Here is a 25,092-nt window from a genome sequence, read left to right on the forward strand (position 1 = left end):
TCCGAAGTCGTCCGCCGCACCAGCGTCGACGACGAAGGCCGCACCACCGTCCACGCCAGCGAGTACGCCACCGTCGACCGCTCCGGACGCCTCCAGCTCCCCCGCGACTACACCCACGCCCTCGACATCCGCAACCGCGTCATGCTCGAACTCGAACCCGACCACATCGCCGTCCGCCCCGACCACGCTGCGGAGGACTGACCGGCCCGCGGGCGCCTACGCGTCCTGCGCCGCGTAGACCCGCTCGCCACCCACGAAGGTCTGCAGTACCCGCGTCGCGGCGATCTCCGCGGGCGGCCCGGCGAAGGGGTCGCGGTCGAGGACGACGAGGTCGGCGAGCTTGCCCGGGGTGAGCGTGCCGGTGTCATCGAGGTGGTTCACGTACGCGCTCCCCGCGGTGTAGGCGGCGATGGCGGCGGCCAGGTCGACGCGCTGCTCCGGCAGGAAGACGGGGGTGCCGTCCGGGGCGTCCGGGGTGCGGCGGTTGACCGCGACGTGCAGGGCCTGGAACGGGTCGGGGCTGCTGACCGGCCAGTCGCTGCCGGCGGCGAGCGTCACGCCGGAGCGGAGCAGATCACCGAACGGGTACTGCCGGGCGGCCCGTTCGGGACCGAGGAACGGCAGCGTGAGTTCGTCCATCTGCGGCTCGTGGGCGGCCCACAGCGCCTGGACGTTCGCGGCGGCGCCCAGCGCTCGGAAGCGGCCGACGTCGTCCGGGTGGACGACCTGCAGATGGGCGAGGTGGTGCCGCGTGTCGCGGAAGCCGTTGGCCGAACGGGCCGCCGCCACCGCGTCCAGCGCCTCACGGACGGCCCGGTCGCCGAGGGCGTGGAAGTGCACCTGGAAGCCGAGCGCGTCCAGTTCGGTGACGTGCTTCGCCAGCGCCGCCGGGTCCACGAAACTGATGCCGCTGTTGGCGCAGGCGCAACCGCAGGCGGTGAGGTAGGGGCCGAGCAGCGCCGCCGTCCCGTTCTCCGCGATGCCGTCCTGCATGATCTTGACGCTGGTCGCGCGGAAGCGGCCCCGGCTCACGGCGGCCCGCCGTTCGAGGAGTTCGGGGATCTGCTCGGCGCCGCGCGCCCGGTCCCACCACAGGGCACCCACGACGCGCGCGGTGAGCAGCCCGTCGGCGATCAGGGCGTGGTAGGCGGACACCGGGTCGGTCATGTTCGCGTAGTCGCCGACGATGGCGTCCTGCCAGGCGGTGACACCCAGGGAGTGCAGCACGCGCTGCGCACGCAGCAGCGCGGCGGTCCGCTCGCCCGGGGTGACCGGCGGCAGGAGCCGGCCGACGAGGTGGAGGGCGCCCTCCTGGAGCATCCCGGTGGGGTTGCCGTCGGCGTCGCGCTCGATGCGGCCGTCCGCGGGGTCGGGGGTGTCCCGGGTGATCCCGGCGAGTTCCAGGGCACGGGAGTTGACCCAGGCCCCGTGGTGGTCCCGGTTGGGCAGGAAGACCGGACGGTCGGCGACCACACCGTCCAGGAGCGCGGCGGTGGGGGTGCCGCCGGGGAAGGCGTCCAGCGACCAGCCACCGCCGGTGATCCACTCGGCGCCGGGATGCCGGTCGGCGTACGCGCGGACGAGCCGCAGGTACTCCCGCGCCTCGTGGGCCTCCGCGAGATGGCACTGGCCCAGCTCGATGCCGGCGCCGAGCGGGTGGACGTGGGCGTCCTGGAAACCGGGCAGCAGCATCTTCCCGGCCAGGTCCACGACCTCGGTGCCGGGCCCGATCAGCTCCCGTACCTCGTCGTGGCCGACGGCGACGATGCGGCCGTCGCGCACCGCCACCGAGGTGGCCCGGCCGAGGACGGGGTCGACGGTGTGCACCGGGCCGCCGGTGAGGACGAGGTCGGCGTGCGGGTGGGACATCGCGTGCGCTCCAGGGGCAGGGGTCGCGGGGGGGGCTTGGGCTTCGGGGTCGGGGCTTCGGGCAGTGCGTCAGACGGTCGTACGGTCCATCGGCAGGGTCAGGGCGTCCGCGTCCGTGCCGCGGCCGGTGGCGAAGTAGGGAGAGCGTCGCAGGTACTTGGCGCAGGCGGCCATCACCAGGCCGGCCAGGACGATCCCGCCGGGCAGCGCGAGCATGAACCAGCCGTTGCCGGGGCTGAGTTCGAAGTGGTCGCTCATCGTGGCGTACGAGTGGCCGAGGTAGCAGCCGGCGCCCAGGAGCACCGCGCCCGACAGGCCGGGCACCACCACGGACAGCAGCGCCTCGCGGGCCCCGGCCCGCAGCGCGCCACGGAAACGGACCGCGCAGGCGACCGCGGTCAGGCCGTAGTAGAGGGCCACGAGCAGCCCGACGGAGTTGACCGCCGCCAGCAGCATGTCGTTGAGCCGCGGGATGGCCATCGCCAGCAGGGCGATGACGGCGGCGACCGCCATCACCAGGACGGTGCCCACGGCGGGCGTACCGAAGCGCGGGTGGATCCGGGTCCAGACGGGCCCCATCGTGCGGTCCCGTCCCATGGCCAGCATGCCGCGGGCGGTGGGGATCACCGAGGACTGCACGGAGGCCACGGCCGAGAACATCAGCGCGAGCAGCGGCAGGCTCGCCCACGGCTCGCCGGCGAGCTTCGCACCGAGGTAAGGCAGCGCCTGCGGGCCGTTCTCGATCAGCTCCGGCAGGCTCATCTCACGCTGGAAGGCCACGGAGGCGAAGAGGAACATGCCGAGCATCGCGACCAGGGCGATCGTGCCGCCGCGCGCGGAGTCACCGACGTCACGGGTCTCCTCGTTGACGCTGAACGCCGCGTCCCAGCCCCAGAAGAAGAACACCGCGAGCACCAGGCCCTGGGCGAAGGCCGTGCCGTCGTGCACGGCGAACGGGTCGAACCAGGACGCCCGCACCGCGTGACCCCCGCGCAGGAACGCCAGGCCGCAGAAGACGAGGAGGACGGCGTACTCGAAGACCAGCAACCCCGCCTGCAGCCGGGTCGCGCCCCGCACCCCCGTGACGGCCAGGACGGTGACACCGGTGAGGACCACCAGGCCCAGCACGGTGCTCACCGCGGTCGACCCCGGGTCCAGGGCGAGCCCCGCGACCTCGGTGAGCCCCGCCTTGTTCGCGAACGCCAGGATCACCGAGCCGGTGATGGCGCTGGTGTACGCCATGAAGACCACGGAACCGGCGAGGGTCACCCAGCCGGTCAGGAAACCGGGCCACGGTCCCAGGGTCGCGCCGACCCACGTGTAGCCGTTGCCGCAGTTCGGCTCGGAGCGGTTGAGCCGGGCGTACGCGGTCGCGATGCCGAGCACGGGCAGGAACGCCAGCAGCAGCACCACCGGCGCCTGCAGTCCGACGGTCGCGGCCAGCGCGCCCATGCCGACGCCGATGCTGGTGGTGGCCGCAGTGCTGGAGGCGGCGATGGCGACGCCGTCGACGACACCCAGCGAACGGCGCAACTGGGCGGGGGATCTGGCGGGTCCGGGGGCGGAGGCGGGTCCGGTGGTCGACATCTGTGGCTCCTCTGAGGGAGGACGGACGGGGAAGAGCCGCGCGGGGTTGTGATGAAACAACCCGCGTTCACCTACCGTCAATGGTGTTGACATAAGGCTGCCGGGCCCCTTCACTGTGCGCGACGCCGACAGAAGGGCCCGCCCATGACCGCCGCCACCGGCGACCGCGTCCCCCGGGAACGCAAGCGCCGCCGCCCCACCCGCTCGGGCGTCCTGCTGTCCGCCCCGCTCATCGTCGACACCGCCCTGCGCCTCATCGGCGAACACGGCCCCGAGGCACTGAGCGTCCGCCGCCTCGGCGCGGCCCTCGGCTGCGACCCCAGCGCGGTCTACCGCTACTTCCACAACACCGACGACCTGCTGCTCGCCGTCGCCGACCGCATCATCGGCGACGCCATGGACGGCTTCACTCCCGGCGACGACTGGCAGGCCTCCCTGCGCGACATGGCCGTACGGGTCCGCGACGGATACCTCGCGCACCCCCGCGCCGCCGCCATGGCCTCGTACCGGATCACCCGCCGCGAACACGAGTTCCGCGCCGTGGAGGCGGGCATCGGCATCCTGCTGCGGGCGGGCTTCGCACCCGACAGCGCCGTCCCCCTCTACCTGGCGTTCATCGACACCGTCCTCGGCCACGCCGCCCTCGACGCCGCCCACCTCGCGCTGCCGCGCGCCCAGCGCGAGGCCGACCGGCGCGCCTGGACCCAGGAGTACCGCTCCGCGACGGTCGACCCACAGGCCTTCCCCGCACTGTCCGCCGTCCGCGGCCACCTGCACCTGATGGCCGGCAGCTCCTTCGGCACCGCCGTCGACCTCATGCTCACCGCCCTCGCCGCACGATTGCGCCCACAGCGTGATCGCTGACGCCCGGCCGCACCGCGGGGCACAGTGGCCGGTATGAAGCTGCTGACCCTGGGTGGAACCGAATTCGTGGGACGCGCCGTCGTCGAGGACGCGCTCGAGCGGGGCTGGGAGGTCACGGTGTTCCACCGCGGCCGGCACCAAGCACCGCCCGGCGCCACCGTGCTGCTCGGGGAACGCGGCACCGAAGGCGGCCTCGCCGCCCTCGCGCACGGCGAGTGGGACGCCGTCGTCGACACCTGGTCCGGCGCACCGGCCGCCGTACGGGACACCGCCCGCCTCCTGGCCGGCCGCGCCCGGACGTACGCCTACGTCTCCAGCCGCTCCGTCTACACCTACCCCGCCCCCGCCGGACTCGACGAGGACGGACCCGTCGTGGACGCCTCCCCCGGCGACGGACCCGACGTCGACTACGCACGCGCCAAGCGCGGCGGCGAACTCGCCGCGACCGAGTCCTTCGGCGACCACGCCCTGCTGGCCCGCGCCGGCCTCATCCTCGGCCCCTACGAGAACATCGGCCGCCTCCCCTGGTGGCTCACCCGCATCGCCCGCGGCGGCCCCGTCCTCGCCCCCGGCCCCCGCGACCTCGCCCTGCAGTACGTCGACGCCCGCGACCTCGCCGCATGGATCCTGGACGCCGCGGAATCCGGCCTCGGCGGCGCCTACAACCTCGTCAGCCCGCCCGGGCACACCACCACCGGCGAACTCCTGGCCGCCTGCGCCGCGGTGACCGGCTCCGACGCCGAACTGCGCTGGACGGACCCGGAGACGGTCCTGGCCGCGGGCATCGAGCCCTGGACCGAACTGCCGGTCTGGCTCCCCCCGGGCGAGCTCTACGACACGCTCCACACCGCCGACGTCTCCCGTGCCCTCGCCACCGGACTGCGCTGCCGCCCCGTCGCCGAGACCGTCGCCGACACCTGGGAGTGGCTGCGCTCGCTGGGCGGCACGGCACCCCAGCGCCCCGACCGGCCCACCGTGGGCCTCGCCCCGGAGAAGGAGGCCAAGGTGCTGGGCGGTTGAGTCCCACCGCCCGGCACCGGCACCCGTGCACAGCCCTGCGTCACGCCTGCCCCGCGCCGCGACGACGCCCCGGCGCGGACAGCGCGGCGGCGAAGTCGCCCAGGGCCGCCAGGTCATGGGCGCTGACCACGGCGTCACAGTACGGCAGCGCCGCGGCCATACCGCCCACGAGCGGACGGTAACGGGGGCTGGCGGTACGAGGGTTGACCCACACGACACGGAAGGCCACCCGGGCGAGCGCCGCCATGTGCCGGGCGAGGACGGCGGGGTCGCCGGTGTCCCAGCCGTCCGAGACGATCACCACGACGGCGCCGCGGGCCATGCCACGGCGTCCGTACCGTTCGTTGAACTCCCCCAGGCACGCCGCGATCCGCGTGCCCCCCGACCAGTCCGGCGCCGTACGCCCGGCGCGCGCCAGCGCGTCGGAGGGCAGGCCGGGCCGCCGCAGGACGGGGGTCAGCCGGGTGAGCCGGGTGGCGAACGTGAAGACCTCGGCCCGCGCGCCGCGCGACGCGCAGTAGAGCAGCTGCAGCATCGCCCGGGCGTACGGCTCCATCGACCCCGAGATGTCGCAGAGGACGACCAGGCCGCGGCGGCGGGGCCGCGGCACGAAGCGGCGCAGCCGCAGCGGGTACCCGCCCGTGCGGCGCCCGGCGGCGAGGGTGCGGCGCAGGTCGATGCGGTCTCCGTGGTGCGCGGGCCGGCGCCTGCGGGACGGACGGAGCGGGGTGTTCAGCACGATCGCGCGCATCGCCCGGGCCAGGAGGGCGAGCTCGTCCTCGGTCAGCTCCGCGAAATCCCGGGTGGCGAGCCGGTCGGCGGGGCTGGCCGTGGTCGGTGCCCCGACCTCGCGCGCCCGCCCCGGGGTGTCCTCCGCGGGCCGCCCGGCACCACGCCGTGGGGCGGCACGGCCGGCCCCGGCGGGCGACCGCGGCGGGTCGCCCCGCTGCCCCCGTGCGACCGGGTGCCCGGGACCCTCACCGCCGAACACCTTCCGGAACACGGCGTCGAACGCCGGGATCTGCTCCGGGTCCGCCACCAGCGTGGCCAGGGCACAGTGCCGCAACTGCGGCGTCGTCACCGGAGCCAGCACGGTCACCGCCCGCGCGAACCGCGCGGCCCTGTCCGGTCCCACCGGTATCCCCGCCCGCCGCAGGGCCTCGCCGAGCGCGGCCACCACCTCCGCCAGCCCTGGTACCGGAGCCATCTCGACCCTCGCATTACTTGCATCGCCTCCGGGCTCATGCATCGCTGTCCACCAGGTGCGCGAGACCGTCGGCGCGGACCGCGGCGAGGTCCTCGGCGTACTTGAGGACCGCGCCGAGGGTGCGGTCGGCCGCGTCCGCGTCGAACGAGGTGAGACCCAGCGCACGCAGCGCGGCCGCCCAGTCGACGGCCTCGGCGATGCCGGGCGGCTTGGTGAGCCGGTGGTCGGCGCGCAGCCGGTCCACCGCGCCGGCCACGCGGGAAGCCAGCCACTCCCCCGCGCCGGGGACGCGGCGCCGGATGACGGCGGCGACGCGCTCCGTGTCCGGGTACTCGATCCAGTGGTAGAGGCAGCGCCGCTTCAGCGCGTCGTGCAGGTCACGGGTGCGGTTGGAGGTCAGGACGGCGACGGGCGGCAGCGTGGCGGTGCGCGTGCCGAGCTCGGGGACGGTGACGGCGGCGTCGGCCAGCAGCTCCAGCAGGAAGGCCTCGAACTCGTCGTCGGCGCGGTCCACCTCGTCGACCAGCAGGACCGCCGGCCGCGGCCCCGGATGGGTGATGGCGGCGAGCAGGGGCCGCGGCATCAGGAAGTCCTCGGTGAACAGGTCGGCGTCGCGCAGGGGTTCGCCCCGGGACTCGGCGAGCCGGATCGCGAGCAGTTGGCGCGGGTAGTTCCACTCGTACAGCGCCTCCGCGGCGGACAGCCCCTCGTAGCACTGGAGGCGGATCAGCGGGGTGTCGAGGACGGTGGCCAGGGCGCGGGCCGCCTCGGTCTTGCCGACGCCCGGTTCGCCCTCGAGCAGGATCGGCTGGCGCATGCGGACGGCGAGCAGCAGGGCCGTGGCGAGCGCGTCGTCGGCGAGGTAGTCGGCGGCGTCGAGCCGGGCGCGCAGGGCGGGGACGTCGGGGACGAGGGCGTCGGGGTCAGGAGGCATGTGCGTAGCGGGTGGGGTCGTCGGTGTAGGCGTGCCGGCAGCCGGGGCCGCAGAAGTAGACGGCTCCGCCGCCCTGCCCCGTCAGCGCGACGGTGCCGGGGGTGACGGCGACGGTCATGCCGCACACCGGATCCACGGCCTCCGCGACGGGCCGCGGGGACGCCGCGGGCTCGCCCGCGCCGGGGTGGCCGCCAGGGCGGGCGGCGGGGCGCGGTCGTACCGCGATGACCTCGGCGTACACCGACACGGCGATCTCCGCCGGGGTCCGGGCCCCGATGTCCAGCCCCGCCGGGGTGTGGACGCGGGCCCGCTCCTGCGGCGTCAGCCCGAGCCCGGCGAGGACGGCGGCACCGCGCCGGGGGCTGGCGACGAGCCCGACGTACGGGACCCCCGCGCGCACCGCCGCGGCCAGCGAGGCCTCCTCGTCACGGCCGTGCGAGGCGATCACGACGGCGTCCAGGTCGCCGGGCAGCGGGGTCCCGGGTTCCGCGGGCCTGGCGTCGTAGCCGAGGGCCCGGCCGACGTCGAGCAGGGAGCGGGCGATCGGCGCGTGGCCCAGCACGTGCACCAGCAGGGGGGGCAGATGGGCCTCCAGGAAGATGTCGAGGGTCCCGCCGGACTGGCACGGGTTGTCGACGGTGACCAGGCCCTCGCCTTCCGCCCCGCCCCCGTCCGCCCCGCGCTCGGCCGCGCCCTCCGCGCCGCCGGGGGTGATCCGCAGCAGCACCGACTCCCCGGTCTCCAGCAGGCGCAGCCCCTGCAGTTGCACGGTCGACTCGGCGCAGACGCCGCCGACGAAGCCCTCCACGGTGCCGTCGGGCAGCACCAGCGCGCTGTCGCCGGGCTTGGCGCTGGTGGGGCGCTGCGCGCGGACGACCGTGGCGAGGACGAACGGGGTGCGGCCGTGCCGCAGTTGGTCCGCGCGGTTGAGCAGTTCCGTACTCGTCATCGGGGGCCTCAGGTGATCGCCAGGTCGCTGCGGAACGGCCGTCCCCGTGCGGCCCGCCAGACCGCCGCCGGGGTCAGGGGCATGTCGATGTGGCGTACCCCGAGCGGTCGCAGGGCGTCGACGACGGCGTTGACGACGGCGGCGGGCGAACCCACGGTGGCGGACTCCCCGACGCCCTTGGCGCCGATCGGGTGGTGCGGCGACGGGGTGACGGTCTCGCCGAGCTCCCAGGAGGGGCATTCGACGGAGGTGGGCAGCAGGTAGTCCATGAAGGACCCGCCGAGGCAGTTGCCGTCCTCGTCGAAGGCGATCACCTGCATGAGCGCCATGCCGAGCCCGTCGGCCAGGCCGCCGTGCACCTGCCCCTCGACGATCATGGGGTTGATGCGGTTGCCGCAGTCGTCCACCGCGATGAAGCGCCGCACCTTGACCTGCCCGGTGCCGGCGTCGACGTCGGCGACGCAAATGTAGGCACCGAAGGGGAAGGTGAGGTTGGGCGGGTTGTAGACGCAGGTCGCATCCAGGTGTCCCTCCACGCCTTCGGGCAGTTCGAGGCTGGAGTGCGCGGCGAGCGCGATCTCGGCCATCGTGCGGCCCTGGTCGGGGTCGCCGGTGACGAACCAGCGGCCCTTGGTCCACTCCAGGTCGTCCGGGCTGACCTCGAGCATCGCCGAGGCGACCAGCCGGGCCCGTTCGCGGACCTTGCGGGCGACCAGCGCGGCGGCCGCGCCGGACACGGGGGTCGAGCGGGAACCGTAGGTGCCGAGCCCGAAGGGCGTCTGGTCGGTGTCGCCGTGCACCACCTCGATGTCCTCGGGCGGGATGCCCAGTTCCTCGGCGACGATCTGCGCGAACGTCGTCTCGTGGCCCTGCCCCTGGGTCTGCACGGAGATCCGCAGCACGGCCTTGCCGGTGGGGTGGAAGCGCAGTTCCGCGCCGTCGGCCATGCCGAGGCCCAGGATGTCCATGTGCCGCCGCGGGCCCGCGCCGACGGCCTCGGTGAAGAAGCTGACGCCGATGCCCATGAGTTCGCCGCGCCCGCGCCGGTCGGCCTGCTCGCGGCGCAGGTCGTCGTAGTGCGCGAGGTCCATCGCGAGCCGCAGGGCCCGTGGGTAGTCACCGGAGTCGTACTCCCAGCCGGTCTTGTTCCGGTACGGGAACTGCTCGGGCCGCAGCAGGTTGCGCATCCGCAGTTCGGCGGGGTCGGTGCCGAGTTCGGCCGCGAGCACGTCGACCATGCGCTCCACGAGGTAGACGGCCTCGGTGACGCGGAAGGAGCAGGCGTAGGCGACGCCGCCCGGCGCCTTGTTGGTGTAGACGCCGGTGACCTCGCAGTGCGCCGCCTCGATGTCGTACGAGCCGGTGAAGACGCCGAAGAAGCCGGCGGGGAAATGGGTGGGCTGGGCGGTGGCGTTGAAGGCGCCGTGGTCGGCGACGACCTTCACGCGCAGGCCCAGGATCCGCCCGTCCGAGGCCGCCGCCATCTCCCCGTGCATGTGGTAGTCGCGGGCGAAGGAGGTGCTCATCAGGTTCTCCGAGCGGTCCTCCATCCACTTGACGGGCTTTCCGGTGACGAGGGAGCCGACGACCGCGCACACGTACCCGGGGTAGATGCCGACCTTGTTGCCGAAGCCGCCGCCGATGTCCGGGGAGATGATGCGGATCTTGTGCTCGGGGATGCCGGACACCATGGCGTACAGGGTGCGGTGCGCGTGCGGGGCCTGGGTGGTGGACCACACGGTGAGCTTGCCGGTGACGGCGTCCATGTCGGCGACGGTGCCGCAGGTCTCCAGCGGGGCGGGGTGCACCCGGGGGTAGAGCATGTCCTGCGTGACGACGAGGTCGGCGCGGGCGAACACCTCGTCGGTGCGCTCCTTGTCGCCCGCGGACCAGTCGAAGACGTGGTTGTCGGTCTGGCCCTCCTTGTCGTCGCGGATCAGCGGCGCGTCGGGGTCGAGCGCCCTGCGGGCGTCGACGACGGGCGGCAGCGGGTCGTACTCGACGTCGATCAGCTCGAGGGCGTCGCGGGCCGCGTAGCGGTCCTCGGCGACGACGAAGGCGACCTCCTGCCCCTGGAAGCGCACCTTGTCGGTGGCGAGCACCGCCTGGGTGTCGTACGAAAGGGTCGGCATCCAGGCAAGTCCCAGACCGGCCAGGGTCCGTCCGGTGATCACGGCCTTGACCTTCGGGTGCGCCTCGGCGGCGGAGGTGTCGACGGACACGATCCGCGCGTGCGCCAGCGGGCTGCGCAGGACGGCGCCGTAGAGCATGCCGGGCAGCCGTACGTCGTCGACGTAGGTGCCGTGGCCGCGGACGAAGCGGGCGTCCTCCTTGCGGGTCATCCGCCCGAAGCCGACCGGCCGCTCCCCGGTGGTGGTCATGTCCGCACCTCCTCACGGCCGGAGGCCTCCTGCGCCGTCCCTTCGGCGGGTCGCGCGGTGCGGCCCTGCTCGGCGGCCCAGCGGATGGCGCGCACGATGTTCTCGTAGCCGGTGCAGCGGCACATCTGGCCGGAGATGGCCTCCCGGATGTCCTCCTCGGAGGGGTCGGGGTCGTGGTCGAGCAGCCAGCGGGCGGTCATCATCATGCCGGGGGTGCAGAAGCCGCACTGCAGTCCGTGGCAGGCGACGAACCCCTGCTGGACGGGGTCGAGTTCCGCCCCGTCGGCCAGGCCCTCGACGGTGCGGACCTCGTGGCCGTCGGCCATCACCGCCAGCACCGTGCAGGACTTGACGGGCGCGCCGTCCAGCCAGACGGCGCAGACCCCGCAGTTGGAGGTGTCGCAGCCCCAGTGGGTGCCGGTGAGGCCCAGCTCGTCGCGGAGGAAGTGCACGAGCAGCAGCCGGGGTTCGACGTCCCGGGTGTACCGCTCGCCGTTCACGGTGACCGTGATCTGCATGTCAGGCCTCCTGCCCGTGGGCGCGGGCGGCCGCGGCGCGCAGCGCCCGCACGGTGAGCTCGGCGGCGAGGTGCCGCTTGTAGTCGACGGGGCCGCGCTGGTCGGCGGAGGGTCGGCACTCCTCCCCCGCGATCCGGCCGGCCTCGGTGAACCGCTCCTCGCCCGGCGGTCCCCCGCGCAGGTACCGCTCGGCCTCCTCGGCGACGAACCGGGGCGCACCGACGGCGGTCAGCCCGATGCCCGCCTCGGTAACCAGGCCCGCCGACAGTTCCAGGACCGCGGCCGCGGCGGCGACCGCCCAGTCACCGGCTCGGCGCTCCACCTTGCGGTAGGCGCTGGCGTGCGAGCGGATCGGCACCCTGATCTCCAGCAGCAGCTCCGCCTCGCCGAGGACGGTCTCGTACGGGCCGATGAAGAACTCCCGCACCGGCACGGCCCGCCGGCCGTCCGGCCCCTGGGCTACCAGGGTCGCGCGCAGCGCGCAGAACGCGGCGGACAGGTCCTCGGACGGATCGGCCTGGCACAGCGAGCCGCCGACCGTGCCGCGGTTGCGCACGAGCGGGTCGGCGATCATCCGCTCCGCGTCGCGCAGGACGGGGAAGTGCTCGCCGACCACGGCCGAGGCCAGCAGGTCGGCGTGGCGGACCATGGCGCCGACGGCCAGTTCACCGCCGTCCACCCGGATGCGGGTCAGCTCGTCGAGGCCGTTGATGTCGATCAGCGCCTCCGGCTGGGCGAGCCGCAGCTTCATCATCGGCAGCAGGCTGTGCCCGCCCGCCACCACGCGGGCCTCGGGCCCGTACCGGGTGAGCAGCTCGATGGCGTGCTCGACGCCGGTCGCCCGCGCGTACTGGAACGTGGCCGGAACCTGCATGGCGCCCTCCTGGTCCGGGCGTTCCCCCTGTGCCGCGATGCTGCGCCTCGCCGCCGCGCCGGTGCAATGGGCCGATAAGGCTTCACTTATCGGGGTGAAAGGGAGAAAATCGAAGGGTGACCGTGACACAGCTCAGCACCTTCGTGCTGGTGGCCCGGCTCGGTTCGGTCACCGCCGCGGCGCGGACGCTGAACGTGAGCGAGTCCGCCGTGTCGCAGTCGCTCGGCGCGCTGCGCGCGCACTTCGGCGACCCCTTGATCCGGCGGGCGCCGGGCGGCGGGATGCGGCTCACCCCCGCGGGCGCGCGGCTGCTCCCGGTCGCCTCGCGCATGGTCGCGCTGAGCGCGGACGCGGAGGCCGCGGTGCGGGCGGCGCAGGGCGGGCCCGACGAACTGCGTGTGGTGGCCGCGGGCACGCTCGCGGAGTTCGTGCTGCCGTCACTGACGGAGGCCTTCGCCGAACGGACGGGCCGCCGCATCGACACGTCCTTCGGCGCCGCCACCACGAGCGAGATGCGGGCGCTGGTGGAGCACCGCCTGGCCGATGTGGCACTCGGCCCCGACCTGGGTGCGGTGCGCGGCGGAGGGCTGATCGGCGAGCCCGTCTTCCGGGCCCTGCTGGTCGCGGTGACCGGACCCCGGGCACCCCGGCCGGCGGGACCGCCGTCCCGCTGGACGTGGCTGGTCGACGCCTCCGGCACCGACCCCGGCGCCGACACGGGCCGCCTGCTGCGCAGGCTGCGGGTGCCGGAACCCCGCGTCCGGGTCTTCCCGCACCAGACCGCGGCCTGGGACGCCGCCGCGGAGGGCGCGGGCGTGGCGCCCGCGGTGGCGCACCTGGTCACCCCGCGCCTGCGGCGCGACGAGCTGCGCCTCCTCGACACCCCGGCCACCCCGGCGGACGCCACCTGGTACGCCACCGTCCTGCCCCCCGGCTTCCGCTCCCCCGCGACCGACGTCTTCCTCCACTTCCTCCACACCGCCGTCGCCACCCGCATCATGGGCGCCCCCGGCACCGGCATCACCCCGTCCCGCTTCCGCCCCGCCATCCACGTCACGCTCTGGCCCACCGCCTGACCCCGCCCCGGGCATGCGGCGCGGACTCCCGGACCGGCCCAGGTCCGGGGGGGGGCCGGTGACCCATGGGAGGGGCCTTTCGGCCGCGGTACGCTCCTGCCATGTCCCGATCAGCCGATGCCGGCCCCTCCCGGTCACCCGTCACCGCGGACGACCTCGACCTCGCCGTGCAGCTCGCGGTGGCGGTCCTCCGCGAGGCGCCCCCGGCTGCTTGGGAGGGCAAGGCCGGTTCGCTGGAATGGGACTGCTGGGAGACCGTCGAGCACCTCAGCGACGACCTCTTCGCCTACGCGGCACAACTGGGCCCCAGGACACCGCCCTTGGACGGCGAGGTGCCCTTCGTATGGGAGAGCCGGCGGCCCGGCGGCCCGGCGAACGCGATTCACGCGAACCGCGCGGCGGGGCCCGCCGGTCTGCTGCAGGTCCTGGAAGCGAGCGGGGCGCTGCTGGTCGCCATGGTGCGCACGACGCCACCGCAGACCCGCGCTCACCACGTCTTCGGCGTCTCGGACCCCGAGGGGTTCGCCGCGATGGGGATCGTGGAGACGCTTGTGCACACGCACGACCTGGCACAAGGGCTCGATCTCGTATGGAGCCCGCCTGCCGATCTGTGCTCCCGGGTGCTCGCCCGGCTGTTTCCGCACGCGCCGTCGTCCACGGATTCCTGGTCCACCCTCTTGTGGGCCACCGGACGCGCCGACCTGCCCGGACACCCTCGTCCCACGTCGTGGCGCTGGGACGGCACGCCCCGGGCATAGGCCGTGCCCGAGGGCACGACCGCGCTCGGCCCCCACCGGACCCACACCGCGGCACCCCGGAACCGGGGCGCGCCCGCACGAACGGCAGCGGTCAGTGCGGGGCCGGGGTGACCAGGACTTCCTTCAGACGGGTGAGTTCCGCCGCCGTCAGGCCGCGGTCGCGCAGCCAGGGGCCCGCACCGCCGTGCCCGGTGCGCAGGACGTCCAGGAAGCGGTGCATGACGCGCGGTTCCGAGGCCATGAAGGCGTGCTCCACGGCGGGCAGGTCACGGTAGGACGGGAAGCGGGCCAGGCGGGCGCGGATGCGGACGACGCGCTGTGCGGTGAGCGCGTAGTCGGCGGCGATGGCGGGGGCGGGCACGCCCACCGCGTCGAGCAGGAGGGCCGCGAGGACACCGGTGCGGTCCTTGCCGACGGCGCAGTGGAAGACGACGGCGTGCTGGTCGGTGTCGGCGACGACGCGCGCCGCGGCGACCAGCGACTCCCCGCTGCCGTCGAGCAGTCCGAGGTAGAAGCCGGTCGCGTCGCCGTCGTCCGCGGTCGTCGCCGGGACGGCGTCGGTGACCAGCGCGCGTACCCGGCTGACCGGCAGGTTCATCCGGCGCACCGCGGCGTCCGCGAGCAGGCCGTGCCCCTCGCGGGCCGCCTCGTCCGGGCCGCGCAGGTCGAGCACGGTACGCAGCCCGTAGCGGCCGAGCAGCAGTTCGACGTCGTCGGCCGTGGCCTCCTGGAGGGTGCTGGCCCGGAACACCACACCGCGCCGGGTCGTGCCCCCGCCCCGCACCGGCAGACCGCCGAGGTCGCGGATGTTGTCCACCTCCGCCAGCTCGAGCCAGCGCGGCGTCTCACCGGTCGCTCCGTCCCGCGTCGTCTCCAAGGCGCCCTCCTCGTAAAGCCCCTGGCCATCGTGCCGTGCGCGGCCGCCCCGGTCCACCGGCGACCGCCGCCCCGGGGATATCGTCACCTGATCCCGGGGACTCCCCGCCGACCACCGACCGGAGGTGCCCGCCATGGCCCAGCTCGAGCCGCCCGTGGAGCCGTCGGTGCGGACGGAGCGGCACGGCCGCGTCCTGGTGGTCCGGATGTGCCGTGCGCACAAGCGCAACGCCGTGGACCGGCACCTGGCCGAGGCGCTCGACGCGGCGTTCAACACCCTGGAGGACGACCCGGAGCTGTGGGCCGGGGTGCTCACCGGCTCCGGCGGGGTCTTCAGTGCGGGCAGCGATCTGAACGCCATCGGCGACTACGTCACCGAGCGCGGCGGCGAGTACGGGCTGATCCGCCGTCACCGGCGCAAGCCGCTGGTCGCCGCCGTCGAGGGCGCCGCCCTGGGCGGCGGGATGGAACTGGTCCTCGCCTGCGACCTGGTGGTGGCCGCGGCGACCGCCCGTTTCGGGCTGCCGGAGGTCCGGCTCGGCCTGGTGCCCACGTGTGCGGGGCTGTTCCGCGGCCCACGCGCGCTGCCCGTCAACCTGGCCAGGGAGATGGTGCTGACCGGCGACCCCGTCGACGCCGCGCGGGCGCACGCCGCCGGGCTGGTCAACCGGGTCACCGCTGAGGGCGGGGCGCTCGCGGGCGCGCTCGAACTCGCCGCGCGCGTCTGCGAGAACGCACCGGTCGCGGTCCAGGCGAGCCTGGTGGCGATGGACGCATGGCTGTCCGGCTCCGACGGACCCGGCTGGCGGGCCACGGAGGAGGCGACCCGCACCGTGATGGCCTCCGAGGACCGGCACGAGGGCGTCGCGGCGTTCCTGGACCGGCGCCCGCCCCGCTGGACCGGCCGCTGAGCCCCGGTAACCGGCGGATACACGCACGCGGGTGACTCCGGCGTGCGCCACGCCGGGGACCGGGCTTATCTGGAAGCCGTGACCGGTGTCGTCCGGACGCGGTCCGCCGCGCAGGAGGCGCCCCCGAGCGAGGAGCTTCCTTTTGGCACGCAGGATTCCGCCGACCACCGCGGTCGCCGTGGTGTTCGTCGCCGCGCTGTTCATGGCGATCATGGACACCACCATCGTCAACGTCGCCGTACCGGCCATCGGTGAGGACTTCGGCGTGCCGGCCTCCGGGCTGGGCGGCGTCAACATCGGCTACCTGGTCAGCCTGGCGGTCTTCATCCCCGTCGCCGGCTGGCTGTCCGACCGGTACGGCACCCGCAGGGTGTTCCTCGCCGCGCTGGTCGCCTTCACCGCGGCATCCGCGCTGTGCGCGATGTCGACCAGCCTCGAACAGCTCACCCTCTACCGGATCCTGCAGGGCGCCGGCGGCGGTCTGCTGGTCCCGGTCGGCCAGACCATGCTGTTCCGGGCGTACCCGCCCGCGGAACGGATCAAGGCGCAGCGCGCGCTGATGGTGCCCACCGCGATCGCCCCGGCCGTGGGCCCGGTGCTGGGCGGCTGGCTGTGCGACGCCGTGTCCTGGCACTGGGTCTTCCTGGTCAACCTGCCGTTCGGCGCCGCGGCCGTGGTCTTCGGTCTGCTCTTCCTGCCGGACTACCGGCTGGAGCGGCCCGGCCGCTTCGACCTCGTCGGCTTCCTCCTGGCCGGCGGCGGGCTGTCGCTGACGCTGTACGCGCTGACCAACGGCGCCAAGGACGGCTGGGGCACCGCGGGCATCCTCGTGCCGCTGCTCGTGGGGCTCGCGGCGCTGGGCGCGATGGTGCTGGTGGAACGGCGGATCACGATGCCGATGCTGGACCTGGAGCTCTTCCGGGACCGGCTGTTCCGCGCGAACACCGTCGTGATGTTCCCGCTCAGCGCGGTCTTCCTCGGCACGGTGTGGCTCTACCCGATGTTCCTCCAGGAGGCGCTGGGCTTCAACGCCTTCGAGAGCGGCCTGGCCACCTGGCCGGAGGCCGTGGGCGTGATGGCCGCCGCGCAGATCGCCCCGCGGCTGTACCGGCGGATCGGGCCGCGGTGGCTCATGGTGGGCGGTTCGGCCGGCATGGGCGTGTGCGTGGCGGTGATGACCGGGTTCACGACGGCCACCTCGCCGTGGGTGCTGCGCGGGGTGCTGTTCGTCCTGGGCTACTGCATCGGGCACGTGATGATGTCGGCGCAGAACGCCGCCTTCGCCACGATCCCCCCTCCCTCGACGGGGCGGGCGGCGACCGTGTTCAACATGCAGCGGCAGCTGGGCGGTGCCTTCGGGACCGCGCTCATCGCCACGCTCCTCACCGCGGTCGGCACCACCACCGTGGCGGCGGGCGGCACCACGACGGCCAACCTGGGCGCGTACCACGCCGGCTTCGTACTCTGCACGGGCCTGGCCCTGATCTCGGCGGTCGCCGCGCTCTTCGTCTCCGACAAGGACGCCCTGCGCGTCGAGAGCCCCCGCCCGGGCCGCCACGCCCGCCCCGACGCCGCCGCCTCGCCGGCCACCTGACCGCGTGCCACGGGTGCCCCGCAGGCTGCCGCCGTGTCGTCGCGGTGCGGGACCGTCCCGCGGCGCACCGGCGGCGCCTGACCGCCGATCAGGCTTCCGGGCAACGGCGGGAAGGCGTCCGGGCGCCGGCTCCAGCGCCCGCCCTGCGGGCCGCCGCCGGGTGCCGGTCCGTCACAGCTCGCGCCGGGCGCGCGGGCGGGCCACGGTCCCCGGGACCGACGGCCCGGCCCTCCGGCTCCGGGGCACCGGGCCGGGACCACGTGCAGCCTTCCGGGGTGCGCGAGCACGGCAACCAGCAGCCGACGCAGCACCTCCGCCGAAGGCCGAGGGGCAAGGAAGGCCGAGCACCGGCCGGCGTCCTCCCGCTGCCGGGCACCGGCCGGTGCCCGGGGGCACCCCCGGCCGAAGGCCCGGGGGACTGTGCGACAGGGCTCAGCGGCACCCGCAGACCGGCGGCCGACGCCGAGTGCCCCGACATGCCGCCGCCGCGTCAGGCCCTAACATCGACCCATGCCTCGCCTGGAACGTCTCCGTGCCGACCACGCCACCGCGCTCCTGGAGTTCGAGCGGGCGAACCGCGCGTACTTCGCCGCGTCGATACCGGACCGGGGCGACGACTACTTCGCGTACTTCGACGCGCGGCACCAGGCGCTGCTCGCCGAGCAGGACGCCGGGTCCTGCCACTTCCACGTGCTGGTCGGCGCGGACGACGAGGTGCTGGGCCGGGTCAACGTGGTGGACGTGACGGACGGGTCGGCGGAGCTGGGGTACCGGATCGCCGAGAGCGCGGCCGGGCGGGGGCTCGCCACGGCCGCGGTTCACGAGGTGTGCGCCCTGGCGGCCGGGGAGTACGGGCTGACGACGTTGTGGGCGGTCACCACGCTGGACAACGCGGGCTCCCGCACGGTGCTGACCCGTACGGGGTTCGTGTCAGCCGGCACGGTCGAGCTGGCAGGCCGCCCCGGGCTCCGGTTCGTCCGCGCCCTGGGGGACGGCACGGCGCCGTCCTCCGCAGGCTGAACGCGGGCGGCGAGCGCGCGCAGGCCGGGGAGGGCGAGCACGGCGATCCCGGGGAGGCTGGAGACGAGGGTGAGCACCCCGTAGACGACGGCGGTCGCAAGGCCCTGCGTCGCGCCCAGCCCGGCCGCGCCGAAGGCGAGCGTCGCGGCGGCCTCACGCGGGCCCCAGCCGCCGATGTTGACGGGCAGTCCCATCACGAGCAGGGCCAGGACGAGCGGCGGCACGAGCGTGGTGACCGGTGCCGACGAGCCCGCGACGCGGGCCGCGACCACGAACAGGGCGATGTGGCCGGCGAATCCCGCCGCGGACAGCGCGACCACGCCCGGCCAGGTGCCGCGGGCGAGCAGTCCGCTGCGGACGTCGGCCAGCCCGGTGGCCAGGGCCCGCCGGCCCCTGGCGCCGCGCCGCCACAGCAGCCATCCGCCGAGCACCACGACGGCCAGGAGCACGCCGGCCGTGACCTCCGCGGCGGCCCGGCCCGGCACGAGGTCCCCGGCGATGGCCGTGACCAGGGCGGGTCGGGTGAGCAGGACGGCGGCGCCGAGCGCGAGGACGACGACCTGCCCGCCCACCCGTTCCAGGACGACGGCGCGCACGCCGCGGCCGACGTCGCCGGAGTGCCTGCCGTGGCGGACCGCCCGGTCGACGTCGCCGAGGACGCCGGCCGGGAGCACCGCGTTGAGCAGCAGCGCCCGGTAGTAGTCGGACACGGCCCGGGCCATCGGGAGCCGCAGGCCGAGCCGGCGGGCGACCAGGCACCAGCGCCAGGCGCTCGTGACGGTGGTGAACAGGCCGATCGCGAGGGCCGCGAGGACGGCGGGGCCGTCGACGACCCGCAGGCCGTCGACGAACGCGCCGGTGCCGAGCCGCCACACGAGGGCGGCGAGGATGCCCGCGCCGATCAGCAGCCGCAGCCAGGCCCACAGTCGTTGCCTCACCGGGCGTCACCTCCGGGCAGGGCGAGCAGGTCGCCGTGGCCGACGACGGCGGTCAGCCGCCCGGCCGCGCAGTCTACGAGCCGTCGGCGCAGGTAGGGCTCCGCAAGGGCGGCCAGGCCGGGTTCCTGCTCGACGGCGGCGCCCACCCAGCCGCGCAGCCACTCGGCGGTGAGCGCGGACCGGTCCGCGCCGAGCCGCCACGGGCTGGGACGGGTCGTGACGGTGGCGCCGTACCGGGTGAACGCCCGGCCGGCTGCGTCGAGGGCGTCGGGGCCCAGTAGTGCGCGGCCGCCGGCCGTGCGCCGCTGGTGCGCGTTGAAGGCGGCGCTGATCTCCGCGTCGAGCGGGTCGGCGGGCCCGAGTTCGACCTCGCCGACCACCGAGAGACCGAGGAGCACGGGCACTCCTGCGGCGGTGCAGGTGGCGGCGAGGGCGTCGATCTCGGCAGCGGTGAGCAGGTCCAGCAGCGCGGAGGCGGTGACCAGCGAGGTCCCGGCGAGGTCGGCGGGGGTGAGCCGGGTGAGGTCGCCCTCGCGCGTCTCGGCGGTGACGGGACCGCCGCCCGCGGTGAGGCCGGAAAGGCTCGCCGCGGCCAGGTCGAGCAGGGCGGGGTCGTGGTCGTGCAGGATCCAGTGCTGCGGTCCGGGCAGTCGTCCGCTGAGCCAGCGGCCCATGGAGCCGGTGCCGCAGCCGAGGTCGCGGACGACGAGCGGGCCGGCGCCGGTGCCGGTGCCGGTGCCGGTGCCGGTGCCGCGGGACGCTCCCGCGAGGTGCTCGCGGAGCGGGCCGAGCAGGTCCGCGGCGCGGGCCGCGGCGTCGGCGTCCTCGCGCAGCGCGAGCCAGTGCGGTGTGAAGGGGGCGGTGTCGGACGTGGTCATCGGGTTCCCTCCCGCAGCAGTTCCAGTACCGCGTCCATGTGCCGCGCGGCGTGCTCCCAGCCGTGCAGCGTCTCGCGCCGCCGGCGGGCCGCCGTGCGCAGCCGGCCGCGCAGGTCGGCGTCGTCGAGCCAGCGGCGGAGCGCCGCGGCGAGTTCGGTGGTGTCGTCCGGGGGGACGAGGAGGCCGGGCGGTGTGCCGTCCGGTGCCAGGCCGAGGGCGTCGGGCACTCCCCCGGCGGCGGTGGCCAGTACGGGTGTGCCGCGCATCAGGGCCTCGGTGACGACCATGCCGAAGGTCTCGGCGCGGGACGGCAGGACGAGCAGGTCGGCGGCGGCGTACTCGGCCGCGAGGGGTTCGCCGGTGAGCGGGCCGGTGAGGTGCACGCGGTCGTCGAGGCCGTGCCGGCCGATCAGCGCGGTTACGCGTGCGAGGTGTTCGGGGTCGCGGCCGAACGGGCCCACGCAGCGACAGGTCCAGGTCAGGTCGGCGACGGCGGCGAGCGCCCCGGCCAGCAGGTCGTGGCCCTTGCGCGGGGTCAGCGAGGCGACGCACAGCAGCCGGGTGCCCTCCTGCGTGCCGGGCGCGAGCGGCGCGGGATCGGTGCCGGGGATGACGACGTGGACCCGGCCGGCGGGCAGCGCGTGCCGCTCGGCGATGCGCCGGGCGGCCCAGGGGCTGGTGGCGACGACCGCGGCGGCGGCCCGCAGGGTCTCGCGCTCCAGGGCGTCGAGTGCGCGGGCCGCGGCGGGGTCGAGGCCGGTCTCGTCGGCCAGGGGCAGGTGCACCAGGACGGCGGTGCGCAGCCGGCGCGTCTGCGGGACGACGATCTCCGGGACGCCGCAGGCCACGAGTCCGTCGAGCAGGACGACGGCGCCGTCCGGCACCGATGCGAGCGCCCCGGCCAGGGCCTGGCGGGCGGCGGTGTCCGGACGGGGCCACGTGCCCCGCACGGGGAGTTCCCGCAGCGGACGGCCCGCCGCCGCGAGGGTCTGGCTCAGGCGGCGGTCGTAGACGTTGCCGCCGCTGGGCGCGGTGGCGTCGTCGACGTCGCCCGGGAGGACGACGTACGCGGGGGCCGCCCCCGCCGGAGCGGGGGCGGCCGTGCGCGCGGGCGTGCTCACAGGGAACGCTCGTAGCTCGCCCAGGCGACGTGCGACTCGTGCAGCGTGACGGAGATGCCGGTCAGGCCGTGGGCGCCCTCGCCGAGCTTGCCCGCGGCCACGCGGTCGGCGAGCCGGTCGGCGATGACCTTCGCCAGGAACTCGGTGGAGGTGTTGATCCCGGCGAAGTCCGGATCGTCGTCGAGGTTGCGGTAGTTGAGCGCGGCGAGCACCGCGCCCAGTTCCTGGGTCGCCAGGCCGATGTCGACGACGATGTTGTCGGCGTCGAGCTCCTGGCGGCGGAACGTCGCGTCCACCAGGAACGTGGCGCCGTGCAACCGCTGCGCGGGTCCGAAGACCTCGCCGCGGAAGCTGTGGGCGACCATGACGTGGTCGCGGACGGTGATACTGAACACGCGAGGACAACCTTCCCCAAAGGCCTAACCGGGACGGTAGGCAATACGGTGACAGAGCACGGAACGTTCACCGCCTGCGATCTCCTTCATCAGCAGGGGCAGTTCCTCGAAGTCGCTCTCGCCGGTGACGAGGGCGTCGTAGACCGGGTCGGCGAGCAGGCGCAGGGCCAGTGCCATCCGGTCCGCGTAGGTGCGCCGGGTGCGGCGCGAGGGTGAGACGGTGCCGACCTGGCTGCTGCGCACGACCAGGCGGCGGGAGTGGAAGGCCTCGCCCAGCGGCAGGCTGACCCGCCGGTCGCCGTACCAGCTCAGCTCGACGACGGTGCCCTCCGGCTCCAGCAGTTCCAGGGCGCGGCCGAGCCCCGCCTCGGTGGCGCTGGCGTGGACGACCAGGTCGCAGCCGCCCTCCGCCGCGTCGGGGTGGGCGAAGCCGACGCCGAGCGCCTCGGCGACGGCGGCGCGGGAGGGGTCGACGTCGACCAGCTGCACCCGCACGCCCGGCACGCCGGCGAGGACGGCGGCGACGCTGGAGCCGACCATGCCGGCGCCGACCACGGCGATCCGGTCCCCGATCTGCGGGCCCGCGTCCCAGACCGCGTTGACCGCGGTCTCGACGGTGCCCGCCAGCACCGCCCGTCCCGCGGGGACGTCGTCGGGCACGGGCGTCACGGCGGTGGCCGGCACGACGTACCGGGTCTGGTGCGGGTAGAGGCAGAAGACGGTGCGGCCGAGCAGCTCGGGCGGCCCCTGTTCGACCACGCCCACGTTGAGGTAGCCGTACTTCACCGGCCCCGGGAACTCGCCGTCCTGGAACGGCGCCCGCATCGCCTGGTGCTGGCTCACGGGCACCCCGCCCCGGAAGACCAGGGTCTCGGTGCCGCGGCTCACCCCGGAGTACAGGGTGCGCACCAGGACCTCCCCCGGACCGGGTTCCGCCAGGGGGACCTCTCTGACCTCGCCCTCGCCGGGTTCTCGAAGCCAGAACGCACGCGCCGAACGCTCCACCGATTTCCTCCGTACTCCATGGCGGGCAACAGGCACCCGCCATCCGGGTGGTGCCGGGCCCGTACCGTACGCGGCTGTGCCGCACAGGCGACAAGCGGGGACGTCTCATGACCGTGATGACCGTTGGATCCGAGTTCCGTGGGGGCACCGCGGGGCGTGAGCAGGCCGGGGCGGCAGCAGCCCAGCTGGCGCTGCTGGCCGCGCTGTGGGCCACCGTGGGCCTGGACACCGTGGGCTGGCTGACCGGGACCGTCTACGCGGCGGGCACCTGGGCACTGCTGGCGGCGGGCCTGCGGCGGGCGGGTCGCCGCTCGCTGGGCCCGGCCGACCACGTCACCCTGGCCCGCACGGTGCTCGTCGGCGGCGTGACGGCCATGGTGGCGGGAGGCGTCGCTCACGGCGCGCCGCTGCTGACCGGGCTGACCGCGGTGGCCCTGGCCCTCGACGCGGTGGACGGCAAGGTCGCACGGCGTACGGGCACGTCGTCCGCCCTGGGCGCGCGCTTCGACATGGAGGTCGACGCCTTCCTGATCCTGGTGCTGAGCGCGCGGCTCGCCCTGACGCTGGGCCCGTGGGTGCTGGTGATCGGCGCCATGCGCTACGCCTTCGTGGCGGCGGCGTGGGTGCTGCCGTGGCTCAACGCCGCGCTCCCGCCGAGCTTCGCCCGCAAGACCGTTGCGGCACTGCAGGGCGTCGTCCTGCTCGCCGCCTGCTCGGGGCTCCTGCCCGCGGGGGTCTCGGCCGCCCTGACGGTGCTCGCGCTGGCCTCGCTGGTGTGGTCGTTCGGCCGCGACGTGCTCTGGCTGTGGCGCCACCGCCCGGCACCGCGCTCCGGGCCCGCCGGGGGCCTCGCGGGGGCGGGCGCGGCGGCGGAGGAGACCCGCGTGCTGGTCTCCTCCGCCGCGGGCGGCCGCACCTCCTGACCCGGCACATCCGTGGCCCCGGCGAGGTCCTCCCCGCCGGGGCCACGGGCCCGCGCCTGCGGCCGTGGACCGGCACGGCGCCGCGCCGCGGGGCGTCGGTCCCCTCGTGGCCTGTCCGGGACTCCTGCCCACCGGCGGCCGGACGTCCCGACTCGGCCCGTTCACGCTTCCCGCCGACGTCAGCCGCCGCCCGGGACCTGCGGGCCACGGGTATCAGCCCGGCCGACGGGCCCTCGAGTGCAGTGGCTTTCGAAGGCACCGCAGGCCGCGGTCCCCGCCGCCACCGGTCGGGGACACCGACGGTCCCGGGGCCATCGCGTCGGCGCCGCCGGTGTGATCGTTCGGCGGCGGCCATCGTGAGCGCCGGGCGAGCGCCACAGAGCACCCGCCCCTCCGGACCCTCGGCCGCGAGCGGCCGCACCTCCTGACCCGGCGCGTTCGGGCTCCCGCCGGCGTCACGCGCTGCCGGGGACCTCGGCCTGACGCGCGAGGAGCGGCGCGTCGCATCGCGCCTGGGCTCCGGACCCTGGAGAGCAGCCCGGTTCAGCAGAGCTGCAGGACACCAGGTCCCGCTCACGGCCCCTCCGCGGCCCGTGCCCGCCGGCGATCGGGCGTCGTCCCACCGCGTCGCCGGTCTGGGGGCCTCGGAGGGTCTGCGACCCCGAACGCGCCCCGCCCGTCCCGGGCGGTCAGGCGTCCTGACGCGGCAGGTAGCGCAGCAGCACCACGTCGCCGATCTGCCGGGTCTCCGCGAGCGTCATCCGGTGCTGGGGGCCCTGCGGGAAGACCGCGGGGTGCACCATGCGCGGGGCGTCGGCCTGGCCGACGAAGAACGGCGCGTACACCAGGTGGAGTTCGTCGACGAGTCCGGCGCTGAGGAACATGGTGTGGACGACTCCGCCGCCCTCCACCATGAGCCGTTCGACGCCGCGCCCGGCGAGGTCGGCGAGCAGGAGCCGGACGTCCAGCGGGTCGCCGGCGTCGACGACGGAGCAGACGTCCCCCAGGCGTTCGCGGAGGCAGTCGCTCGCGCAGGACGTGGTGTAGACGACCTTCTCGCACTCCCCGGTGGTGAAGAACCGGGCGCCGGGATCGAGTTTCCCGCTCTCCGTGACGGTGACCTTCACCGGGGTCGGCGGGAGCCCGGCGCGGACGCGCCGTTCGCGGCGCTCTGCGGAGCACACCAGCAGCCGCGGGTCGTCGGAACGTATGGTGTTGGCCCCGACGAGGATGGCGTCCACCCCAGAGCGGACCTCGTCGATCCGGTCGAAGTCCTCCTCGTTGGAGAGCAGCAGCCGGGTCGTGCTCGTGTCGTCCAGGCATCCGTCCAGCGAGGAGGCCACGGACATCAGTACGTACGGGCGCGATCTCATGGGGACACATTGCCGCACGGC

23 protein-coding genes and 1 pseudogene are annotated in these 25,092 nt (G+C 75.1%); 9 read left to right on the plus strand and 15 right to left on the minus strand.

Annotated elements, in window-relative coordinates; translation table 11 throughout:
• On the plus strand, nt 1-201 hold a 201-nt coding region (locus tag ABZ312_RS40805), incomplete at its 5' end, for an AbrB/MazE/SpoVT family DNA-binding domain-containing protein (RefSeq protein WP_500439877.1).
• Nucleotides 202-216: 15 nt separating this feature from the next.
• Here ABZ312_RS40805 and ABZ312_RS40810 read toward each other — a convergent pair.
• A complete protein-coding gene (locus ABZ312_RS40810) occupies nt 217-1,869 on the minus strand; it encodes an amidohydrolase (RefSeq protein WP_500439878.1) in 1,653 nt (550 codons plus the stop codon).
• A 69-nt stretch (nt 1,870-1,938) separates the two neighbouring features.
• Entirely contained in the window at nt 1,939-3,456 is a 1,518-nt protein-coding gene (locus tag ABZ312_RS40815; protein ID WP_500439879.1) for an APC family permease, read from the minus strand.
• Nucleotides 3,457-3,600: 144 nt separating this feature from the next.
• Here ABZ312_RS40815 and ABZ312_RS40820 point away from each other — a divergent pair, with 144 nt between their 5' ends.
• A complete protein-coding gene (locus ABZ312_RS40820; protein WP_500323949.1) occupies nt 3,601-4,320 on the plus strand; it encodes a TetR/AcrR family transcriptional regulator in 720 nt (239 codons plus the stop codon).
• Between the two features lie 33 nt (nt 4,321-4,353).
• Complete coding sequence (locus ABZ312_RS40825; protein ID WP_500439880.1) at nt 4,354-5,340, plus strand: NAD-dependent epimerase/dehydratase family protein; 987 nt, start codon at nt 4,354-4,356, stop codon at nt 5,338-5,340.
• Nucleotides 5,341-5,380: 40 nt separating this feature from the next.
• Here the strand turns inward: ABZ312_RS40825 and ABZ312_RS40830 are convergent, their stop codons facing one another.
• From ABZ312_RS40830 to ABZ312_RS40855, 6 genes are read right to left on the minus strand one after another with little or no spacing between them, the layout of a single operon-like run.
• Nucleotides 5,381-6,547 carry a vWA domain-containing protein gene (locus tag ABZ312_RS40830; RefSeq protein WP_500439881.1) on the minus strand — a complete coding sequence of 389 codons (1,167 nt, stop codon included), beginning with the start codon at nt 6,545-6,547 and terminating at the stop codon, nt 5,381-5,383.
• A 34-nt stretch (nt 6,548-6,581) separates the two neighbouring features.
• Nucleotides 6,582-7,481 carry an AAA family ATPase gene (locus ABZ312_RS40835; protein WP_500439882.1) on the minus strand — a complete coding sequence of 300 codons (900 nt, stop codon included), beginning with the start codon at nt 7,479-7,481 and terminating at the stop codon, nt 6,582-6,584.
• On the minus strand, nt 7,471-8,430 hold the full coding sequence (locus ABZ312_RS40840) for an XdhC family protein (RefSeq protein WP_500358834.1): 960 nt from the start codon (nt 8,428-8,430) through the stop codon (nt 7,471-7,473). Before ABZ312_RS40840 ends, ABZ312_RS40835 begins: the two co-directional genes overlap by 11 nt.
• Before the next feature lie 8 nt (nt 8,431-8,438).
• Nucleotides 8,439-10,811: an aerobic carbon-monoxide dehydrogenase large subunit gene (locus tag ABZ312_RS40845; RefSeq protein WP_500439883.1), complete on the minus strand. Its 2,373-nt coding sequence runs from the start codon at nt 10,809-10,811 to the stop codon at nt 8,439-8,441.
• Nucleotides 10,808-11,329 (minus strand): (2Fe-2S)-binding protein, encoded by a 522-nt coding sequence (locus tag ABZ312_RS40850; protein ID WP_500323943.1) that lies wholly within the window; start codon nt 11,327-11,329, stop codon nt 10,808-10,810. The genes ABZ312_RS40845 and ABZ312_RS40850 overlap by 4 nt, the downstream gene beginning before the upstream one ends.
• 1 nt (nt 11,330) lies before the next feature.
• A complete protein-coding gene (locus ABZ312_RS40855; RefSeq protein ID WP_500439884.1) occupies nt 11,331-12,203 on the minus strand; it encodes an FAD binding domain-containing protein in 873 nt (290 codons plus the stop codon).
• Between the two features lie 116 nt (nt 12,204-12,319).
• On the opposite strand from ABZ312_RS40855, the gene ABZ312_RS40860 reads away from it, so the two are divergent.
• A complete protein-coding gene (locus ABZ312_RS40860; RefSeq protein WP_500439885.1) occupies nt 12,320-13,279 on the plus strand; it encodes a LysR family transcriptional regulator in 960 nt (319 codons plus the stop codon).
• 101 nt (nt 13,280-13,380) lie between these two features.
• Complete coding sequence (locus tag ABZ312_RS40865; protein ID WP_500323940.1) at nt 13,381-14,037, plus strand: maleylpyruvate isomerase N-terminal domain-containing protein; 657 nt, start codon at nt 13,381-13,383, stop codon at nt 14,035-14,037.
• A gap of 91 nt (nt 14,038-14,128) precedes the next feature.
• Here ABZ312_RS40865 and ABZ312_RS40870 read toward each other — a convergent pair whose 3' ends face one another.
• Nucleotides 14,129-14,914 carry a tyrosine-protein phosphatase gene (locus ABZ312_RS40870; RefSeq protein WP_500439886.1) on the minus strand — a complete coding sequence of 262 codons (786 nt, stop codon included), beginning with the start codon at nt 14,912-14,914 and terminating at the stop codon, nt 14,129-14,131.
• A gap of 133 nt (nt 14,915-15,047) precedes the next feature.
• Here ABZ312_RS40870 and ABZ312_RS40875 point away from each other — a divergent pair, with 133 nt between their 5' ends.
• The 3 genes from ABZ312_RS40875 (at nt 15,048) to ABZ312_RS40885 (ending at nt 18,438) form a co-directional block, all read left to right on the plus strand.
• Nucleotides 15,048-15,824 carry an enoyl-CoA hydratase-related protein gene (locus tag ABZ312_RS40875; protein ID WP_500323938.1) on the plus strand — a complete coding sequence of 259 codons (777 nt, stop codon included), beginning with the start codon at nt 15,048-15,050 and terminating at the stop codon, nt 15,822-15,824.
• Nucleotides 15,825-15,966: 142 nt separating this feature from the next.
• Complete coding sequence (locus ABZ312_RS40880; RefSeq protein ID WP_500439887.1) at nt 15,967-17,418, plus strand: MDR family MFS transporter; 1,452 nt, start codon at nt 15,967-15,969, stop codon at nt 17,416-17,418.
• 510 nt (nt 17,419-17,928) lie between these two features.
• Nucleotides 17,929-18,438, plus strand: a complete 510-nt coding sequence (locus ABZ312_RS40885; RefSeq protein WP_500323936.1) for a GNAT family N-acetyltransferase — start codon at nt 17,929-17,931, stop codon at nt 18,436-18,438.
• A 107-nt stretch (nt 18,439-18,545) separates the two neighbouring features.
• On the opposite strand, the pseudogene ABZ312_RS40890 reads toward ABZ312_RS40885, so the two are convergent.
• The 5 genes and pseudogenes from ABZ312_RS40890 to ABZ312_RS40910 form a co-directional block, all read right to left on the minus strand.
• Nucleotides 18,546-19,376 (minus strand): annotated as a pseudogene (locus tag ABZ312_RS40890) (lysylphosphatidylglycerol synthase transmembrane domain-containing protein); the annotation flags it as partial.
• A complete protein-coding gene (locus ABZ312_RS40895; RefSeq protein ID WP_500439888.1) occupies nt 19,373-20,254 on the minus strand; it encodes a methyltransferase domain-containing protein in 882 nt (293 codons plus the stop codon). The pseudogene ABZ312_RS40890 and the gene ABZ312_RS40895, both read right to left, overlap by 4 nt.
• Nucleotides 20,251-21,375 (minus strand): glycosyltransferase family 4 protein, encoded by a 1,125-nt coding sequence (locus ABZ312_RS40900; RefSeq protein ID WP_500323934.1) that lies wholly within the window; start codon nt 21,373-21,375, stop codon nt 20,251-20,253. Before ABZ312_RS40900 ends, ABZ312_RS40895 begins: the two co-directional genes overlap by 4 nt.
• The gene (locus ABZ312_RS40905; protein ID WP_499515282.1) at nt 21,372-21,770 is read right to left on the minus strand and encodes a 6-pyruvoyl trahydropterin synthase family protein; all 399 of its coding nucleotides are present in this window, start codon (nt 21,768-21,770) and stop codon (nt 21,372-21,374) included. Before ABZ312_RS40905 ends, ABZ312_RS40900 begins: the two co-directional genes overlap by 4 nt.
• Nucleotides 21,771-21,794: 24 nt before the next feature.
• Nucleotides 21,795-22,775 carry a zinc-dependent alcohol dehydrogenase gene (locus ABZ312_RS40910; protein WP_500323933.1) on the minus strand — a complete coding sequence of 327 codons (981 nt, stop codon included), beginning with the start codon at nt 22,773-22,775 and terminating at the stop codon, nt 21,795-21,797.
• Nucleotides 22,776-22,891: 116 nt separating this feature from the next.
• On the opposite strand from ABZ312_RS40910, the gene ABZ312_RS40915 reads away from it, so the two are divergent.
• On the plus strand, nt 22,892-23,698 hold the full coding sequence (locus tag ABZ312_RS40915; RefSeq protein WP_500323932.1) for a CDP-alcohol phosphatidyltransferase family protein: 807 nt from the start codon (nt 22,892-22,894) through the stop codon (nt 23,696-23,698).
• A gap of 689 nt (nt 23,699-24,387) precedes the next feature.
• Here ABZ312_RS40915 and ABZ312_RS40920 read toward each other — a convergent pair.
• Nucleotides 24,388-25,071, minus strand: coding sequence for a RibD family protein (locus tag ABZ312_RS40920; RefSeq protein WP_500323931.1), 684 nt, complete (start codon nt 25,069-25,071; stop codon nt 24,388-24,390).
• Nucleotides 25,072-25,092: the final 21 nt, after the last annotated feature.

The sequence above is a fragment of the Streptomyces sp. NPDC006207 genome, assembly GCF_040613835.1.
In the GTDB taxonomy this organism is placed as follows: Bacteria; Actinomycetota; Actinomycetes; order Streptomycetales; family Streptomycetaceae; genus Actinacidiphila.

Excerpts from the sequence above, each read along its gene's own strand:
- ABZ312_RS40875 (WP_500323938.1), top strand. The coding sequence starts at position 15,048 with ATGGCCCAGCTCGAGCCGCCCGTGGAGCCGTCGGTGCGGACGGAGCGG.
- ABZ312_RS40845 (WP_500439883.1), bottom strand. The coding sequence starts at position 10,811 with ATGACCACCACCGGGGAGCGGCCGGTCGGCTTCGGGCGGATGACCCGC.
- ABZ312_RS40850 (WP_500323943.1), bottom strand. The coding sequence starts at position 11,329 with ATGCAGATCACGGTCACCGTGAACGGCGAGCGGTACACCCGGGACGTC.
- ABZ312_RS40885 (WP_500323936.1), top strand. The coding sequence starts at position 17,929 with ATGCCTCGCCTGGAACGTCTCCGTGCCGACCACGCCACCGCGCTCCTG.
- ABZ312_RS40835 (WP_500439882.1), bottom strand. The coding sequence starts at position 7,481 with ATGCCTCCTGACCCCGACGCCCTCGTCCCCGACGTCCCCGCCCTGCGC.
- ABZ312_RS40825 (WP_500439880.1), top strand. The coding sequence starts at position 4,354 with ATGAAGCTGCTGACCCTGGGTGGAACCGAATTCGTGGGACGCGCCGTC.
- ABZ312_RS40815 (WP_500439879.1), bottom strand. The coding sequence starts at position 3,456 with ATGTCGACCACCGGACCCGCCTCCGCCCCCGGACCCGCCAGATCCCCC.
- ABZ312_RS40855 (WP_500439884.1), bottom strand. The coding sequence starts at position 12,203 with ATGCAGGTTCCGGCCACGTTCCAGTACGCGCGGGCGACCGGCGTCGAG.
- ABZ312_RS40830 (WP_500439881.1), bottom strand. The coding sequence starts at position 6,547 with ATGGCTCCGGTACCAGGGCTGGCGGAGGTGGTGGCCGCGCTCGGCGAG.
- ABZ312_RS40920 (WP_500323931.1), bottom strand. The coding sequence starts at position 25,071 with ATGAGATCGCGCCCGTACGTACTGATGTCCGTGGCCTCCTCGCTGGAC.
- ABZ312_RS40865 (WP_500323940.1), top strand. The coding sequence starts at position 13,381 with ATGTCCCGATCAGCCGATGCCGGCCCCTCCCGGTCACCCGTCACCGCG.
- ABZ312_RS40810 (WP_500439878.1), bottom strand. The coding sequence starts at position 1,869 with ATGTCCCACCCGCACGCCGACCTCGTCCTCACCGGCGGCCCGGTGCAC.
- ABZ312_RS40895 (WP_500439888.1), bottom strand. The coding sequence starts at position 20,254 with ATGACCACGTCCGACACCGCCCCCTTCACACCGCACTGGCTCGCGCTG.
- ABZ312_RS40840 (WP_500358834.1), bottom strand. The coding sequence starts at position 8,430 with ATGACGAGTACGGAACTGCTCAACCGCGCGGACCAACTGCGGCACGGC.
- ABZ312_RS40820 (WP_500323949.1), top strand. The coding sequence starts at position 3,601 with ATGACCGCCGCCACCGGCGACCGCGTCCCCCGGGAACGCAAGCGCCGC.
- ABZ312_RS40915 (WP_500323932.1), top strand. The coding sequence starts at position 22,892 with ATGACCGTTGGATCCGAGTTCCGTGGGGGCACCGCGGGGCGTGAGCAG.